The organism is Winogradskyella sp. 3972H.M.0a.05 (assembly GCF_040493455.1).
GTDB lineage: Bacteria > Bacteroidota > Bacteroidia > Flavobacteriales > Flavobacteriaceae > Microcosmobacter.
The window spans coordinates 40,436-58,514 of sequence record NZ_JANFDA010000005.1; the positions used below are offsets into that span (position 1 = coordinate 40,436).

General features: G+C 35.2%; 12 protein-coding genes. 9 read left to right on the top strand and 3 right to left on the bottom strand.

From position 1 onward, the window contains the following. Window positions 1–170: 170 nt before the first annotated feature. Entirely contained in the window at window positions 171–2,030 is a 1,860-nt protein-coding gene (locus NCE97_RS11070; RefSeq protein ID WP_353779291.1) for a tetratricopeptide repeat protein, read from the bottom strand. 104 nt (window positions 2,031–2,134) lie between these two features. Between NCE97_RS11070 and guaA the strand changes: the two genes are divergently transcribed. The 7 genes from guaA (at window position 2,135) to NCE97_RS11105 (ending at window position 8,874) form a co-directional block, all read left to right on the top strand. Beyond that, complete coding sequence (gene guaA, locus NCE97_RS11075) at window positions 2,135–3,670, top strand: glutamine-hydrolyzing GMP synthase (RefSeq protein ID WP_353779292.1); 1,536 nt, start codon at window positions 2,135–2,137, stop codon at window positions 3,668–3,670. Window positions 3,671–3,684: 14 nt separating this feature from the next. Then, window positions 3,685–5,625, top strand: a complete 1,941-nt coding sequence (locus NCE97_RS11080; protein ID WP_353779293.1) for a LysM peptidoglycan-binding domain-containing protein — start codon at window positions 3,685–3,687, stop codon at window positions 5,623–5,625. Between the two features lie 47 nt (window positions 5,626–5,672). Beyond that, window positions 5,673–6,212 carry a DUF922 domain-containing protein gene (locus NCE97_RS11085; protein WP_353779295.1) on the top strand — a complete coding sequence of 180 codons (540 nt, stop codon included), beginning with the start codon at window positions 5,673–5,675 and terminating at the stop codon, window positions 6,210–6,212. Further along, window positions 6,212–6,442 (top strand): DUF3820 family protein, encoded by a 231-nt coding sequence (locus NCE97_RS11090; protein ID WP_353779296.1) that lies wholly within the window; start codon window positions 6,212–6,214, stop codon window positions 6,440–6,442. The genes NCE97_RS11085 and NCE97_RS11090 overlap by 1 nt, the downstream gene beginning before the upstream one ends. A gap of 63 nt (window positions 6,443–6,505) precedes the next feature. After that, a complete protein-coding gene (locus NCE97_RS11095) occupies window positions 6,506–7,909 on the top strand; it encodes a M20/M25/M40 family metallo-hydrolase (protein ID WP_353779297.1) in 1,404 nt (467 codons plus the stop codon). Between the two features lie 2 nt (window positions 7,910–7,911). Then, entirely contained in the window at window positions 7,912–8,493 is a 582-nt protein-coding gene (locus tag NCE97_RS11100; protein ID WP_353779299.1) for a hypothetical protein, read from the top strand. Further along, the gene (locus NCE97_RS11105) at window positions 8,494–8,874 is read left to right on the top strand and encodes a VOC family protein (RefSeq protein WP_353779301.1); all 381 of its coding nucleotides are present in this window, start codon (window positions 8,494–8,496) and stop codon (window positions 8,872–8,874) included. Here NCE97_RS11105 and NCE97_RS11110 read toward each other — a convergent pair. Then, entirely contained in the window at window positions 8,869–9,672 is an 804-nt protein-coding gene (locus tag NCE97_RS11110) for a M23 family metallopeptidase (RefSeq protein ID WP_353779303.1), read from the bottom strand. The genes NCE97_RS11105 and NCE97_RS11110 overlap by 6 nt on opposite strands. A 42-nt stretch (window positions 9,673–9,714) precedes the next feature. Beyond that, window positions 9,715–10,404 (bottom strand): DUF6090 family protein, encoded by a 690-nt coding sequence (locus tag NCE97_RS11115; RefSeq protein ID WP_353779304.1) that lies wholly within the window; start codon window positions 10,402–10,404, stop codon window positions 9,715–9,717. Window positions 10,405–10,818: 414 nt separating this feature from the next. Between NCE97_RS11115 and NCE97_RS11120 the strand changes: the two genes are divergently transcribed. After that, complete coding sequence (locus NCE97_RS11120) at window positions 10,819–12,603, top strand: T9SS type B sorting domain-containing protein (protein ID WP_353779306.1); 1,785 nt, start codon at window positions 10,819–10,821, stop codon at window positions 12,601–12,603. A gap of 564 nt (window positions 12,604–13,167) precedes the next feature. Continuing rightward, window positions 13,168–18,006: a T9SS type B sorting domain-containing protein gene (locus tag NCE97_RS11125; RefSeq protein WP_353779307.1), complete on the top strand. Its 4,839-nt coding sequence runs from the start codon at window positions 13,168–13,170 to the stop codon at window positions 18,004–18,006. Window positions 18,007–18,079 lie beyond the last annotated feature (73 nt).

The following is an 18,079-nucleotide window of genomic DNA, read 5'->3' on the forward strand; positions in this document are numbered from 1 at the left end:
ACGTAGTTTATTTCAGTTGCGAATGTCTTGCTCTATAGGGTCTACTATTTCTAATCATCGAGCAAGACATCACAAAACTGAATGTCAAATACTTGACGTCACAAACCTATGGGTATCAGTATTTAAAAGGAAAAAAAGTGAGTGGACAATAGGTGGACAGGGTAAAAAAATTAAACAGAGTGGATTAAATCTTCCAGAGAATCGTCAGTGGACAAGCCCATTTTTTTTCTTAAGCGGTATCGTGCTTTTTTGATGCCCTCAGCAGATATACAAAGAATATTAGCTATTTCTTTATTGGACAGATTCATCTTAAGCAACGAGATCAGGCGAAGGTCATTTGAAGTCACCTCAGGAAATTGTTGTTGTATTTTAGAATTAAACCCTTGGTGCACTTCTTCAAAATAGCGACTGAAATTATTCCAGTTCTTATCATTTTGTAAGTCAAAATTGATGGTTCTGATGAGTTGTTGGTATCCTTCTTTTTTGTCTGTTTCTAGTTTAAAGTGCTCAGCTTTTGATTTTAAGTCTTCCAGAACTTCATTCTTTTGTGCTAAGTGTAACGCATGTGTAGTTAATTCTTTCTTTTTGAAAGTTAGTTCAGAGTCTAATTTTTCACGTTCAAGCCTGTTACGTTTTAGTTTTTGTCTAAAGGCGTATAAGCCCAAACCTATGATTAATAATGACAAGCTTAGACCACCAGCCAAAAGAAGTTTTTGCAAATTGCTAATCCTGGTTTTTTGCTCTAGGAGATCAATCTCACTCTGCTGTAATGCTATTCTTTGTTCACGTCTTTCGGTCTCGTAGATTACTTGTAGTTCGTTTGTTTTTTGCTGGTTTTCAATGTTAAAAATAGAATCACTTAGGACTTTACTTTCTTTGTAAACTTGAAGGGCTTCATCCACTTGGTCTAAGGCTTCAAGTGCTAGTGATTTATAGAATAAAGCGTCTTTCAATCTTCCTGAATCGTCTATTTGTTTGGAGATAGCTATACTCTTGTCTAGTTCAGCTATAGCTTTTCTATAGGCTTGTTTTTCAAAATAAGCTTTACCAATAAAAAACCGTGCTCTTGTTTCATTATGAGGTATTTTAAGAGCTCTGTATAATTCCAGTCCTTCATTTAAAACACTAATAGCTTCATCATACTTTTCCTCATACAATTTTAGCTTTCCTAAGTTCAAATAAGTTCTACCAATGTTGGCAGAGAATTGTAACTCTTTTGAAAGCGTCAAAGCCTGGTTTAAGTAATGTTCAGCTTCTTTGAAGTTTTTTAATTCAGTATAAGAATCTCCAATATAACTTTGAGCTTGTGACATGAAAATTTTATTGTCTATAGATTCATACAGTTTTAGAGCTTCTTTAAATGAATTAATAGCTTTATGATGGCTGTTTTCAGTTTGATAATGGTCACCAATTAACATTAAGCTTTGTGCAATATTTCTAGTGTCATCTAGAGTCGAGTATATTTTTAAGGCAGCTTGAGACGCTTCAAGAGATAAATTTGAAAACCCCTTAAGATTGTATGCTTGCGATTTTATGACGAAGGTATTGGCCAATTTTGCTGAATCTCCATATTTTGTAAAAACTGGAGTTAAAGAATCGAGCATGGAAATTGCTGTATCAGTATTACCATCGGCTAGCTCCAGATAGGCCAGATTAGAAGTCTGTCCAGCAGCATTTAGAGTATCTCCAGCCAGAATAGACTGCTCAATATTTTTTCGCATGAAAAACCTAGAGGAATCTAATTTTCCAACAGAATTGTAATAAGCAGAATGGTAAAAGTAAGCTTTAGCCAGGCCTTTATGATGATTAGCTTTTTCATAAAGTTTTAAAGCCTTCTTAGCATAATCGAAAGTTAATTTTGGGTTTTGAAATCTTTGTAAGTTCGCAAGCTCAATATAGTTTCGAGCTAATATAGTATCCGTTTTGTTGGTTTCGATGAGCCTTAAAAGACTATCAATTTTTTTTTGACTTTGAGAATGAACAAAAAAGGTCAGCAATAGTAAAACTAAAGAGAAAAAGTTTTTCTTCATAAAGAACGAGATTACAAGCAGACCACATTAAATATACGAAAAATTAGTTCAAAAAAATTGCTGGTTCCAAATCGTAAATCCTAAATCAATTACTATTTTTGCGCATGCAACACGACAAGATTTTAATTTTAGATTTCGGTTCCCAATATACACAGCTTATTGGTCGACGTGTTAGAGAGCTTAACACCTATTCCGAGATAGTTCCTTTCAACAAAATTCCTGAAGATATAGACAGCTATAAGGCAGTAATTCTGTCTGGTAGCCCTAACTCCGTTAGAGGCGAAGATGTGCTTCATCCAGATTTATCTGAGATACGAGGTAAGAAGCCACTGCTAGGAGTATGCTATGGTGCACAATATCTGGCTCATTTTTCTGGCGGAGAAGTAGCACCTTCAAATACCAGAGAATATGGAAGAGCTAATTTATCGTACATCGCAAACAGCAATCAGCTTTTTAAAGGTATTTCTGAAGGCAGTCAGGTATGGATGAGTCACAGTGATACGATTAAAGACCTTCCAGATAATGCAGTATTGTTAGCGAGCACTAATGATGTTAAGAATGCTGCATATAAGATTGAAGGAGAAGAAACCTATGCAATCCAATTTCATCCAGAAGTATATCATTCTACAGATGGCAGAACATTACTAGAAAACTTTCTAGTGAAAGTTGCTGGTGTAAAACAAGATTGGACACCAAATGCTTTTGTGGAAGAAACAGTCGACTCTTTAAAGAATCAACTCGGTAATGACAAAGTGGTTTTGGGATTATCTGGAGGCGTAGATTCTTCTGTAGCAGCGATGCTTTTGCATAAAGCCATAGGTGAGAACCTATATTGCATTTTTGTAAATAATGGATTACTGCGCAAAAACGAGTTTACAGATGTCCTTAAGCAGTATGAAGGTATGGGGCTAAATGTAAAAGGTGTTGATGCTTCGGCACGCTTTTTGGATGCTCTGGCTGGAAAGAGCGATCCTGAAGAAAAAAGAAAAACTATAGGTCGTGTGTTCATTGAGGTTTTTGATGATGAAGCACATCTAATTGAAGATGTAAAATGGCTGGCACAAGGCACAATTTATCCAGATGTTATTGAGAGTGTCTCAGCAACTGGAGGACCAAGTGCGACCATAAAGAGTCATCATAATGTAGGCGGATTGCCAGATTTTATGAAGTTGAAAATTGTTGAGCCATTAAAAATGCTTTTCAAAGATGAAGTAAGACGCGTAGGTGCTTCGATGGGAATGGATAAGAACTTATTAGGAAGGCATCCATTTCCTGGTCCAGGATTGGCAATACGAATTTTGGGAGATCTAACTGCTGAAAAAGTTCGTATATTACAAGAGGTAGATGCTATTTTTATTAATGGACTACGCGATTGGAATTTGTACGACAAGGTTTGGCAAGCAGGTGCTATTTTACTTCCAGTAAATAGTGTTGGTGTAATGGGAGATGAACGAACTTATGAAAAATGCGTAGCATTAAGAGCAGTAGAAAGTACAGATGGAATGACGGCAGACTGGGTAAATTTACCCTATGAGTTTCTACAAAAAGTCTCTAATGATATAATAAACAAGGTCAAAGGCGTTAATAGAGTAGTGTATGATATCAGCTCTAAACCACCAGCGACCATAGAATGGGAATAAAGATTAATCACTATATGAAGAGAATAGTTTTAATAGCTATCACGTTTTTTGCTTTTACATGTTTTGTAGAAGCGCAAGAATTCAAGACACACAAAATAGTTGAAGGCGAAACGATTGAATCCATTGCGAGTAAGTATTTGGTAACACCGTTTGATATTTATGCGCTCAATCCGGATGCCAAATCAAAGTTTGCACCAAACATGGTGTTGATCATTCCAAATTCAAAAGTAAAAAACACAGAAGAGTCATCAGAAACTAAAGAAGTTATAGGCTTTAAAAAACATAAAACTAAGCGAAAAGAAACTCTATTTAGCATTTCGCAGAAGTATGATGTTGAGATTGAAGATATAAAAAAATACAACACCTTTCTGTACGCGGAGAATCTAAGAAAAGGCGATAGACTTAGAATTCCTAGATTTAAAACGATAATTAATAAGGTAAGCCTTAAGAACACGCTAAAAAAGTATAAGGTATTACCAAAAGAAGGCAAATGGAGAGTTGCCTATAAGTTTGGAATTACTGTTGATGAGTTGGAAGCGTTAAACCCAACAATGAATGCTGTGCTTCAACCTGGAGATGAACTCAATGTTCCAAACATTGCTGACAATGAAGAGAAGCAAACAGAAGAGAACTATAATTATTATGAAGTTCAGCCTAAGGAAGGATTTTACAGATTGAAAGTGAAACTTGGATTGACCCAAGAAGAGCTTGAAGCTTTAAACCCTGAACTCAAAGAAGGCGGTTTAAAAGCGGGAATGGTGCTAAAGGTTCCTGCAGATGTAGAGTCTAATTTAGAGACCAATAATGTAGATTTAGACAATACAAACCTTGCCAATTCCATAAAAAATTACAGTGAAAAGGAAATTGCTTTATTACTTCCTTTTCAACTTAATAGAATTGATGTAGATACTATACAGGAAGCAAAATCTTTGATTCGTAATGATAGACTCTTAAGCATGACTCTAGATTTTCATTCTGGAGTATTAATGGCATTAGATTCTGCAAAACAATTAGGAATCTCAACGAACCTTAAAGTATTTGATACTCAAAATCAGATAAGCGAGATAAGAAACATCTTAAATGAAAATGATTTTTCTGGCTACGATGCAGTAATCGGACCTTTAATGCCTTCAAATTTTGACAGAATGGCAAATGCTCTAAAATCTGATAGAGTACCAATGGTTTCACCTTTAGCTCAGGCTAAGAAGATATATGATAATGTATTTCAAACGGTACCATCAAGAAAACAGCTAAGAGATAAGATGATAGAATTTGTTAAGGCAGATTCTACCATTACCAACATTATTATTATAGCCGATCATGACCATAAGACATTGAGTAATACTTTGAAGTCTCATTTTTCTAACGCTAAGCAAGTTTATTCTAGAAAGAATAAAGAAGGTAAGGATAGCTTTTATTTGTTGACAAGCGACATTGAGCACTTATTTGTTAGAGGAAAGAATGTAGTATTCCTGGAAACAGAAAATGAAGGTTTTGTATCTAATATTACCAGTATGCTCAATGGATTAGATTTTGATGAAAACCGTGTAAGAATAAAGCCTGAAGATATCGAAGTAATCTTGATGACTACAGATAAGAATAGAGCTTTTGATGGTGAGAGTATTCAGAATATGCATTTGTCCAATCTGGCATTTCATTATCCATCATCTAACAAGGTTTTTGAAGATAAGAATGATGGATTTATCAAGGCCTATAAGTCAAGATACAAAGTAGCACCGAATAAGTATGCAGTAAGAGGTTTTGATCTTACTTTGGATGTATTGCTAAGACTAGCTTCAAATGATAATATGTATGAAGCATCAGGTAGTGATATCGAAACAGAGTATCTTGAGAATAAATTTAGATACAGTAAGAAGCTTTTTGGAGGTTATTATAATGAAGCCGCTTATATCGTGAAATACCAAGATTTGCAAATTGTAGAAGCAAAGCAATAAAGCAGATAGAGTAGCCGTTTTCATCTACAGGTATTTATCTATAAATAATGATTAGAACAGTTTTCGCTTTTGTAGCCTTGCTATTTCTGATTCCTCAGCAATTAGAAACGATTTCTTGGAGCAAAGCGCGTAAGCTAACCTGGCAAGACTTCAAAGCAGAACCCGTTACAGGAACCACAGCAGTAGCCTTAACAGCTTCAGGAATTACTTTTGGGTATTCAGTTCAAAAACTAAATGGAAGTATCGTTGAATTTGATGCTAGAATCTCTTCGCATTTTTATCCTGAAAAATCCTGGGTAGTAAAAGAACATGCCAATGACCATATTCTTAGACACGAACAACTGCACTTTGATATTACAGAATTACATGTTAGAAAACTTCGTGAAGCAGTAAGTAAACTTCGTCCTTCAAACAGGGTTCCAAGACAATTGGATGAACTTCATGCCCTAGTAAATAAACAATTAAAGGATACACAACACGCCTACGATACACAGAGTAATCATTCCATAAATATCGAAGCCCAATTGGAGTGGGAAAAGTTGATAGCAGTAGAGCTTGAAAAGCTTGATGAATTCGCTTCAAAATAATGGTCAATTTAGAGAAAGAAAAGCTCATTGAGCTAGCGCACTACAAAATGCCTTTTGGGAAGTATAAGAATGAATATTTAATAGATATTCCGGAGTACTACTACACCTGGTTTAAGCAAAAAGGATTTCCTAACGGTAAACTCGGTCTCATGATGCAGCAGATCTACGAGATTAAGATCAATGGTCTGGATGAATTGATTCAAAAGATAAAACAAGATTTTCCGAAATAGGTTTAACACTTTTTTAAATTCGAAAAACTTTTAAGTAGTATCTTTAAGCTTTAAAGTTAACCCATGAAGAAACTATTCTCAATCGTATTAATTATCGCCTTTGCAAGTTCGTTTTCTCAATCGGACGAGGAGGTGCTAAAGACAATTTACCATCAAACATTAACTAACGGCAAAAGCTATGAGTGGCTAGATTATTTGTCCAATCAAATTGGAGGGAGATTGTCCGGTTCGTTAAATGCCGAATTAGCGGTAGAGTACACCAAGAAAGAATTAGAGTCTCTAGGCTTGGATAAAGTATGGTTACAACCAGTTATGGTGCCTAAGTGGGTGAGAGGAGCAAAGGAGTTTGCCTATATCGAAACAGGCCCTGGACAAACTACGAATGTCAATATTTGCGCTCTGGGAGGTTCGGTTGCCACTAATCCAACTGGGTTAAAAGCTGGAATCGTTGAGGTAAAATCTTTTAAGGAATTAGAAGACCTGGGCAAAGAAAATATCCAAGGTAAGATAGTGTTCTTCAATAGACCAATGCAAGCAGTTCTTATAAACACTTTTGAAGCTTATGGAGGCTGTGTAAACCAGCGTTATGCTGGAGCTAAAATAGCTGCTGACTATGGAGCAGTAGGAGTCATTGTAAGATCTATGAATTTGCGCTTAGACGATTTTCCACATACAGGAGCAATGTCTTATGGTGATTTGCCAGTCGATAAACGTATTCCTTCTGCTGCAATAAGTACCAATGATGCAGAATTGCTTAGTGGAATGTTAGCACTCAATAAGGATATTAAATTTTTCTTCAGACAGAATTGCAAGCAATTACCAGATGTACAATCGTATAATGTGATTGGACAAATAACAGGTAGTGAATATCCAAACGAAATTATTGTTGTTGGTGGACACCTAGATTCCTGGGACCTTGGAGATGGCGCTCACGATGATGGGGCAGGTGTAGTGCAATCTATGGATGTTTTGCGACTACTTAAAGAAAGCGGAATTACACCAAAACGTACGATTAGAGTAGTACTATTTATGAATGAAGAAAATGGTTTGCGAGGTGGAAATAAATATGCTGAAGTAGCAAAAGCAAAAGGTGAGAACCACATCTTTGCACTCGAAAGTGATTCAGGAGGTTTTACACCTAGAGGATTTTCTTTTGATTGTAGTGATGCTAATCTCAATCAAGTGAAACAATGGGAGCCTTTATTTAAACCATATTTGATCCATTACTTTGAAAAAGGCTATGGAGGCGCAGATATTAACCCACTTAAGGTTGATGGTATTGTATTGGCTGGACTTAGACCAGATAGCCAACGTTATTTTGATCATCATCATGCTAGTAATGATACCTTTGAGCATGTTAATAAGCGCGAGTTAGAACTTGGAGCTGGAACGATGACCTCGTTGGTATATTTGTTTGATAAGTATGGTGTGAACCCAATCCCGAATATAAAAAACATTAAAAACTAACTATGAAATCTATTTTTATATGCTTGTTTAGCTTCATAGCTATTGGGTTGAATGCTCAACAAGAAGAATTACCATATCATCAAATCCCTGATTATCCTGAAGATTATACAGCAGGCTCTGTTGCTGCCAGAATGATTGATGGCTTAGGATTTCGCTATTACCATGCTACAGACGGACTTACTGAAAAAGACTTAGCACATCGACCAAGCGATATGGCCAGAACAGCTGGAGAAACTATTGATCATATTTATGGATTGTCCAAAGTTATTGTGAATGCTGCGTTACAGAAGACTAATGATCGTACGGTTAAAGAACAGGAACTTAGTTTCACTGAGAAAAGAAAGCAGACGCTCATAAATTTCAAAACAGCAGCAGATATCCTTAGAGGCAAAACTGATCTAGCAGATTATAAACTCATCTTTAAGAGCGATAGAGGAACTTCTGAGTTTCCTTTTTGGAATAATATCAATGGACCAATTGCAGATGCGCTTTGGCACTGCGGGCAAGTAGTTTCATTTAGAAGATCTTCAGGTAATCCGTTTAACTCTAAAGTGAGTGTGTTTCAAGGTAAAGTAAGGAACTAGATGATGTCAAAAGCTTTTCTCAAACAAGTTCATCCTGTGATTCCGGTAAAAAATGTTTCGGAAGCTATAACGTATTACACAGAGCGATTAGGGTTTACCATAGCATTCAAGGATGCTGGCGATAACCCAATGTATGCAGGCGTTATAAGAGATGGTATAGAGTTGCATTTACAATGGCATGCCGAAGAGGAGTGGAAAGCAGGTTTAGATGCGTTGTCGCTTAGAATATATGTTGATGAGGTAGATCTGCTTTTTGAAGAGTATAGTGATAGAGGTGTTTTTCATGAACACACTTCGCTTAAAAACACAGCTTGGGGAACACGAGAGTTTGCATTTTACGATCTAAGTAAAAACGGACTAACCTTTTATAGAGACTTATAATCTTCGCCTATAATGTTTACCTTGTTTTAAAGGTTTTCTTGGGTAATCTTTAAAGTAAATCGGTATGGCTTCACTTCCATATTTCATGACGACGAAATGTAAATGTGGCGTCGTAGTGAATCCAGTATAACCAGAAATGCCTATGTTTTGACCTGTTTTTACAGTATCTCCGGTTTTAACCAATAAGCCTTTATAATCTAAATGTACGTAATGCGCAAAAGTACCATCATCATGATATACGATAATCTTGTTCGCTTTTCCCATCGCTTCTCTACCACCTCGTTCTTTGGAATTGTCTTTGGTGAAAATTACAACGCCATCTCTAGCTGCGACGATAGTGTCACCTATTTGGGTACTAAAATCGTAAGCATATTTTGAGTGCTTAGAACTATGAGAAAACTTGCCTTTAAACCCCTGGATAATCTTATATTTTCTGCCTTTTTGATATGGTAATGTGTATAAGTGTTTTAGGTCTGGCTCCAGGTTTGGGTCTCCAAACTTTCCATTGAAATCAATATAATCGTTAGAAGAAATATTAGCTGTGTCCTTGATTATTTTTAAAGGTAAACTCATACCATTTTTTAAAGTGTCATTCGGGTAGAGAACAGCATAGCTTTTCGCCTTCATTTGATCCTTTAGAGAGTCTTTGATACTTATTTTGACTTCGATAGGTGCAGCAAAAGGATTTATGTAGCTTACATAAAGTGTATCATCTTCAATAACTTTATGTGTTTTGATTGTTTGCCCAAAACTAAGTTGACAAGCAAAAAGGAAGCACAAGACGTAAATAGATTTCATAATAGCTTTACTATAAGATGGTTTTATGCTTTTATTGTTACACTATTCAGACGGTTCAAGCCGATTATTAATAAGCGTTAATAATTCTGTAACGTCGTTTTTGTATCGTTTTAATATGGCTTGATGATTACTCGTAGCCAATATATTATTGCCCACAACACGATTTCTATAATCCATGCTTTCACCAAAGTATGCTCTTATCTCCTCAGTAACTCTACCTTGTGACCAGTCTAGAAACCAAGGTTGTTTTTTAAAAAACTCAAGATTATTCAAAACTTCGGTTTTTATCATGTCATTATTATTTTCAATTGTAGATTCGTACAAGGCATAAAATTGTCCAATGTCTATATATAAAGAGTCAGATTTATTAGTGGTGACTTGAGAATAATTTTCTAAAAGTTTATAGCCTTTTTTCTGGATAGTCATAGGTTGATAAAGTGTTATCAAACTTCTACAAATAGGGAAACTATCTATGTTTTCAACATTAATTTCTTTATTAATATACTTGTGACTATACTTGTTTATCGTATCGTAAAACTGTACAATTCCAGAGACAACTATGGTATCGGTTTTAAGGTCTTCTTTAATGGTTTTGAGAATGGTGTTGAGCTGAGTCTTAAGCTTTCGGTCTTCATTCCAATTATTAACTTGTAACGCCAAGAGTATACCTATCATTACTAGAATTATTTCACCAAAAGCGTACTTAAGGTATTGCGTTGTTTTACCTTTCATAAGATTATTTTTTCTAATATTTCTAAAGATTTTTAGCATTATTGTCCTAGCAAGATCGCTTTTTATTTTTAAGACGCTTTAAAAAGTTAATCATTGGAGTTCTCTTCTTTTTGTGCCTTTTTTAATTTTATATATTCTGTAACCAATCGCACACCCAATCTTGCAAACAAAATAATGGCCATAACCATTACTATATCAAATCCATTCATTTCAATTCTTTATTAATCTGTACTAGATCTAGGCTTAAAGTTACACAAGTTGTATTAAATATTCGTATCTTTAGATTATACTGTTGACACCGAGGTCTGTTCTCCTAAGGGAAAATAATTAATGGTTTAAATATTTTTGACTTCGGTGTCTTTCACATTTTCAAACTCAATTATTTTCGTAATTTGGCAATAAAAATTGCTCTAAGTGAAACCTATACTGGTTATATTCTTTCTATTCTTACTGGGTTTCCCTCAACTTAGCATAGCACAAGATGTATCTCTTTATCAGCAGTTTAATGGCCGGTACGATTATACAGCTATTGGCAATACCCTGAATTTAGTTGAAAACGGACCGTTGAATACTTGTGATATTATTACATCTTCCTCAGCCGATTTAAGCCTGGATGCAGATCAGACCATTATTGCAGCCTATTTGTATTGGGCTGGCTCAGGCAACGGAGATTTAGATGTTGAACTTAATGGGCAGCCTATTTCTGCAGAGCGAGTTTTTAATGATGCTCTAGATCCAACACGAGTATTTTTTGCTGCTTTTGCAGATGTAACCACACTAATAGAGAATCAAAGCAGTACAACTTATACATTATCTGAGTTTGATATCAGCACCACAATACCACCATATTGTCCAACAGGAACCAATTTCGCTGGTTGGGCGATAACTGTTATTTATGAAGATAGTGACCTTCCGCTCAACCAAGTTAACGTCTATGATGGTTTACAAAGTGTGCCAACCAACCTCATGATTACGCTAGACAACCTTAACGTTCTCGACAACGAAGGAGCTAAGATTGGCTTTGTAGCCTGGGAAGGCGATGCAGCTCTTGCAGTAAATGAGCAATTAACTATCAATGGAAATGTTATTGGTAATCCTCCTTTAAATCCATTAAACAATGCCTTTAATGGCACCAATAGTTTCACAGGCGCTACAGATTTATACAATATGGATATTGACGTATACGATATCCAAGACAATATTAATATAGGTGATACCACAGCTACTATAAACCTCACTTCAGGTCAGGATTTTGTGATGATCAATAATGTAATTACAGTGTTGAATAGCCAATTACCAGATGCTACGATTGTAGCTGATAACTTTGGAGTTAGTTGTGGATTGAGAACAGTAGAGTTAGAATATACTGTTAGCAATACTAATAGTACCGATCCACTACCATCTGGAACTCCGATTGCGTTTTATGCAGATGGCATTTTGGTTGGCCAGAGTAATACAATTAATGTGATTCCGATAAATGGGAGTGAAGCGAATAATATAACTCTATTGATACCAGAATCTATTGACTATAATTTTGAATTAGTTCTGGTTGTTGATGACGATGGAACTGGCTTAGGAATAGTTACAGAGATAGTAGAAGATAACAATACCTTTTCTATTAATATTGAATTACTTCAAACACCTGAACTGATTACGCTTTCTGGTGAATTATTATGTGATGAAGGATTTGACTCAGCAATATTTAACCTTGTGGAACTTGCTCAAAATCAGATTGAATCTATAACAGGAGATATTTCATTTTATGAAACATTAGAAGGTTTAGAAGCTGGGGAGAATCAGATAAATGATCCCGAAGCGTATAATAATATTACTAACCCTCAAACTGTATATATTAGGGTAGAAGACATTCCATGCTATCGAAGTTATGCTTTAGAACTTGAGGTTGAAAACTGTCCTCCTGTCGTACCACAAGGTTTTTCTCCCAATACAGACAATAAGAACGATTGGTTCAATATTCAAGGATTATATAACATTTTTGAAGATCATCAACTACTGATTTATAATAGACATGGTGTACTGATTTTTGAAGGTAATAATGATAAAAAATGGGACGGCATCACCAACAGAGGTATTAATAATCGAGGAAAGTTGGTTCCAGTTGGCACTTATTTTTACATTCTCTACTTAAACGACCCAAATTACGATGCACTCAACGGATGGGTTTATGTGAACTATTAATTCCGACATCGACGTAATAATTTCATTTGTAAATAAAAACCTACAAACGTTAATTTAAAGTGTTGTTTGTCTTTTTTATTTGGTATCCAATATTACTACTTATAGTTTTAAATAATAAATGGTATTAGTTTTCAAACTCACTATGAATAAAATGCCAATTGCCCCAGCACCAAGTATAGGAATGTGTGATTATGAATCTAATAGTAATGTGGAGATTAAAGATTTAATGACTCACTAGCATACTATTCTTGGTATGCTGGATGGCTACGACAGAAAAATTTCCTACAAGATTTACACTAATCTATTATTGAAAAATACCACTTCTTTTGATAAAAGAGTATTCAACAGTAATTAAATAATTGGGACTTTACGTGTTTTATATTATGTAATTTATACTATAAGATGATGGTTTAACTATAAATATCATCTTTTTCTTACTAAAATGTTAAAGTTTGATGCATTTCGTCGTATTTTATTGCTACTTGTCTTATTATTTTGGATATTTAAAATTAAAATTAGCTAGGAAAACCTTTTAACGATAAAATTAACCCATTAAACCTAGATATGAAACCGCTTAACCTTTCCCTCATAATACTTCTTTTTGCGTTAGGACAAGTGGTCTTTCCTCAACAAGTCAGCATAGATAATTCTGTATCAGCTCAAGATTTAGTTCAGAACCACCTTATTCAAGGATGTGTGGAGGTTAGTAATATATCTTCTTCAGTGAATGGATCTGTTGACGGCTTTGGTAGTTTTGGTTATTTCGATCGATCTAATTCTAACTTTCCTTTTGAAAATGGAATTATATTATCTACAGGAAATGCAAGTTCTGGAGGAAACACTTTAAACTCAGCAGTCTTAAATGAAGGTAGTGACTCATGGGGTACAGATCCAGATCTTGAAACTGCCTTAGGGTTATCTGGAACACAAAATGCAACATCAATTGAATTCGATGTAATATCCAGTACAAACCAAATTCAGTTTAACTATATCCTAGCATCAGAAGAGTACTTTGGGAATTTCCCATGCCAGTATTCAGATGGATTTGCATTCCTAATTAGAGAGACGGGAAGTAATGGGCCTTATACCAATATTGCTGTTGTACCACAAACTTCAATACCAGTAAATACCAATACAATCCATGAAGAAATTGTTGGTTTTTGTGCTGAAGAAAACGGACAATATTTTGATGGTTATAGCATTGGTGACACCAATTATAATGGACGAACTGTAACGCTAACGGCTACTGCACCAATTACACCAGATGTACAATACCACATTAAGTTAATTATTGCAGACGAGCGTGACACCAATTATGATTCGGCAGTCTTTATACAAGGAAATAGCTTTAGTGCTTCAGTAGATCTTGGAGATGATGTAAGCACTTGTGCCGATAGTATAACTTTAGATGGAAATATTGGGAATCCAGATGCTACGTATCAGTGGTTTTTTAATGGAACTGAAATTAATGGCGCTACAGCAACAACATTTGATGCAAATGCTTCAGGAAATTATCAGGTTGTAATTACATTACCTTTAGCAGGGTCTACCTGTACAATAGAAGACGACGTAAATATAACGTTGAGTTCAACACAAAGTATGGATCCAATTTCCGATTATGAGCTTTGTGATGATATCAGTATGGATGGCGTTGAGATTTTTGATTTATCTACAAAAGATGAAGAAGTATTTAACGCGTTGCCATCTGCTAACTATAATATTTCATATCATTTATTAGAATCTTGTGCACTGAATAATACTTGTCCAATTACTGGACCTATTCAAAATGTAGCAAGCAGCCAAGCAATTTTTGTGAGAGTAGAAGATGTGGATACAGGATGTTTAGCATATACCTCATTTGATATTGTAGTTAATCCGTTACCAAGCATTATAGATCCAACACCATTAATAGTGTGCGATGATACTAATGCAGACGGAATTACATCAATTAGCTTATCAGACAAAGATGATGAGATTACTAGTGGGCAATCAAACTTATTTGTAACCTATCATTTTAGTCAGAGTGAAGCAGACTCTGGAGTAAATCCCATCAGTTTACCATATACGAATACAAATCAAACAGAACAGTTATTCGTTAGAGTTATTGACCAACAAACGGGTTGTGCGTCTACTAGCTTATTAACTGTTCAAGTACTGGATAACCCAGTAATTAATACTGAAGATTTATATCTAGATGCTTGTGATCAGGAGCATGATGGTTTTGCAACATTTAATCTTACAGATGCCATAGATGATATCTTACAAGGGCTAACAGGTGTAAGTATTACATACCACGAAACGCAAGATGATGCAGCTACCGGAGCAAATCCAATACCAGACCCTACAAGTTATGATAATGCAGTTCAAGATGAGCAGATAATTTATGTAAGAGTAGTTGATGATTTGACAGGATGTGCTTCTATTGCGCCTCTAGAAATTCACTCTAACTTATTATTAACTGCAACTAACATTAGAGATTTCTCAAGATGTGATACTGATAATGATGGCACTGAAAATCACGACCTTATTAATATCGCTAACATTATCATTAACGATTTACCTGACCCTACAATTACAGTAACATTTTATGAATCAGAAAGTGATAGAGATAATGCTATAAACCCAATTGATATATCTCAGCCGTATACACCTAGTTCATATCCTTTTACATTATATATTACGATAAGTAATTCTACCTGTGAGGAGGTTGATGAAATAACGCTTGATATTAACGCTATAACAGAGTTTGAGGCTGTTGGAGACCTTCAGGTTTGTGATGAGGACCAAGACGGGTTTACTAATATAGACCTATCTCAATTCGATGATTTAGTAAATCAAGGCCAGCCAGGATTTGCAGTAACTTATTTTGCCACTCAAGCAGATGCAGATAACAATGAGAATCCTTTGCCGACAGTTTATGCTAACCCAACAAATCCGATAACCCTTTATCCCAGAATTCAAAGTACAACAACAGGATGTGCAGATTCTGATGGAGCGTTTCAATTAGAAGTTCTTCCAGCACCATTGAGTTCTGTGCCTTCAGATGTTATTATCTGTGATAATGATCAAGATGGTTTCAGTTTAGTTGATTTGAATACTAAAGTTATTGAAACAGCTCCAGATTTAACAGATAGAACAGTCTCTTTCCATACATCTCAGGCAGATGCAGACTTTTATACAAACGCAATTAGTATGGCTTCACCATACAATGCGCAAACCGAAACAATCTTTGTAAGGATTGAAAATGATATTACTGGATGTCATTCTACAGAATCATTCGAAATTATAGTAAACACACTACCAGTCTTTACTGCAATAGATAGTTACAACATCTGTGAAAATAATAGTGATGGTGTAGCGGACTTTGTTTTTGAAACAAAAGATTTAGAAATCCTAGATGGGCAAACAGGCAAGCAAGTGTTATACTATACAAATCAATCTGATGCCGATAATCGTGTTAACGACATTGATAAAACACTAGCTTATCAAAATATATCGAACCCACAAACAATTTTTGTTAGAGTGGAAAACTTAACTGACCAAGATTGTTATGGTACATCATCTTTTACCATAGAAGTTGGAACAAATCCAGAATTCAATATGCCTGCTGATTGGTTTGTGTGCGATGATTTAAGTAATGATGGCTCAGAATTGTTTGATTTAAACTTGAAAGTTCAAGAAATTTCGCAAGGCATAAATGATACATTAGACATTACATTCCATACATCCCAATCGGATGCAGAAAGTGGGAATAATGCTTTACCTCTAGAATTTGCCAATACTGTTAATCCTCAAACCATTTACGCAAGAATAGACAATGGTACTATTTGTAACTCAATAGCTTCTTTTGAACTTAATGTTATTCAATCACCAGAAGTAGCAAATGCTACTAGTACTGTGACAGTCTGCGATGATGATTTTGATGGGATTGTTACTGTAGACTTAACAATTTCTGAAATAGACATTTTAGATGTAAGGCAAGACGATATAGTTATTTCGTATTTCGAGACTATAGAAGATCTACATAATGATCAGAATGCTATCAATAATCCAGAAGCGTATACTAATCTTTCTAATCCACAAACAGTATATGTAAAGGTCAATAATACCATCTCAAACTGCTATGTTACAGTTCTTGTTGATATAGTTGTCAATTTACCTCCTGCAATCAATGATTTTGGGACATATGAAATCTGTGATAACGAAGATAACAGTTTTGACCTCACAGAAATTAATGAAGTGGTAACAGAAAATACGTTTAATATACTTTATACCTACTATACGAACCTTACTGATGCTGAAAATGCTGAAAACGCATTAAATACTAATTATACGTACCAATCCAATAATGATCAACTATTTGTGAGAGTACAATACAGTACAACACACTGCTATTTTATTTATCCGTTTACCCTTCAGGTGAATCCTAATCCAGTGGCAAATGAGCCAAACGATATGGAGGCTTGCGATGACGATTTTGATGGACTTTTGGTATTTGACCTTTCAACACAAAACGATAGTATTCTTGGAGGACAAAACCCAGCAATATTTAACGTTAGCTATTACACGAGCGTTAGTGATGCTGAAGCAGGTATAAACGAATTACCATCAGAATATGAAGCTATTGATGGTGAAGAAATTATTGCCAAGGTTGAAAATACCAACACAGGTTGTTACAGCCTTACACAATTCAATACCATTATCAATCCAAGACCAGAAGTAGATATTCCAGATCAAGTAATATGCTTGGATAATTTACCACTTTATGTAAGTGCTAATACAAATCAACCAGGAGATACATACTTATGGTCAACAAATCAAACAACTCCAGAAATAGAAATTACTGAAATAGGAAACTATTGGGTAACGGTTACCACACCACTAGGTTGTGTAACGACAGAACACTTTGCAGTATCAGAGTCTGAACAAGCAACAATTGAGTTGACAGAAACAGTAGACTTTTCTGATCCAAATAATATAACAGTAACCATAAGCGGTATAGGTAATTACCTGTATATCTTGGATGATGGAGAACCTCAAGAGTCTAACGTATTTGAAAATGTACCACTAGGCTATCACACTATAACAGTAATCGACCTCAATGGATGTGCTGAGATTACGAAAGAAGTTGTGGTGATTGATGCTCCAAAATTCTTGACACCAAATAATGATGGCTATTTCGATACTTGGCACATTACAGGTGTAGAAACTTTACCAGGTACTACGATCTATATTTTTGATAGATATGGTAAGCAAATAGCGTTTTTGACCTCTACTTCGAGAGGTTGGGACGGAACCTATAATGGGTATGATATGCCTTCGACTGACTACTGGTTTTTGGCCAATGTAAAAAAGGATGATATAGAATTCGAAGTCAGAGGTCATTTTGCACTTAGGCGATAATATAACTGCTTTAACACTTTTTTGGTTTTAATAGGAATTAGCATGCGTATCTTTGCAGTTGGCTATTTAAAAT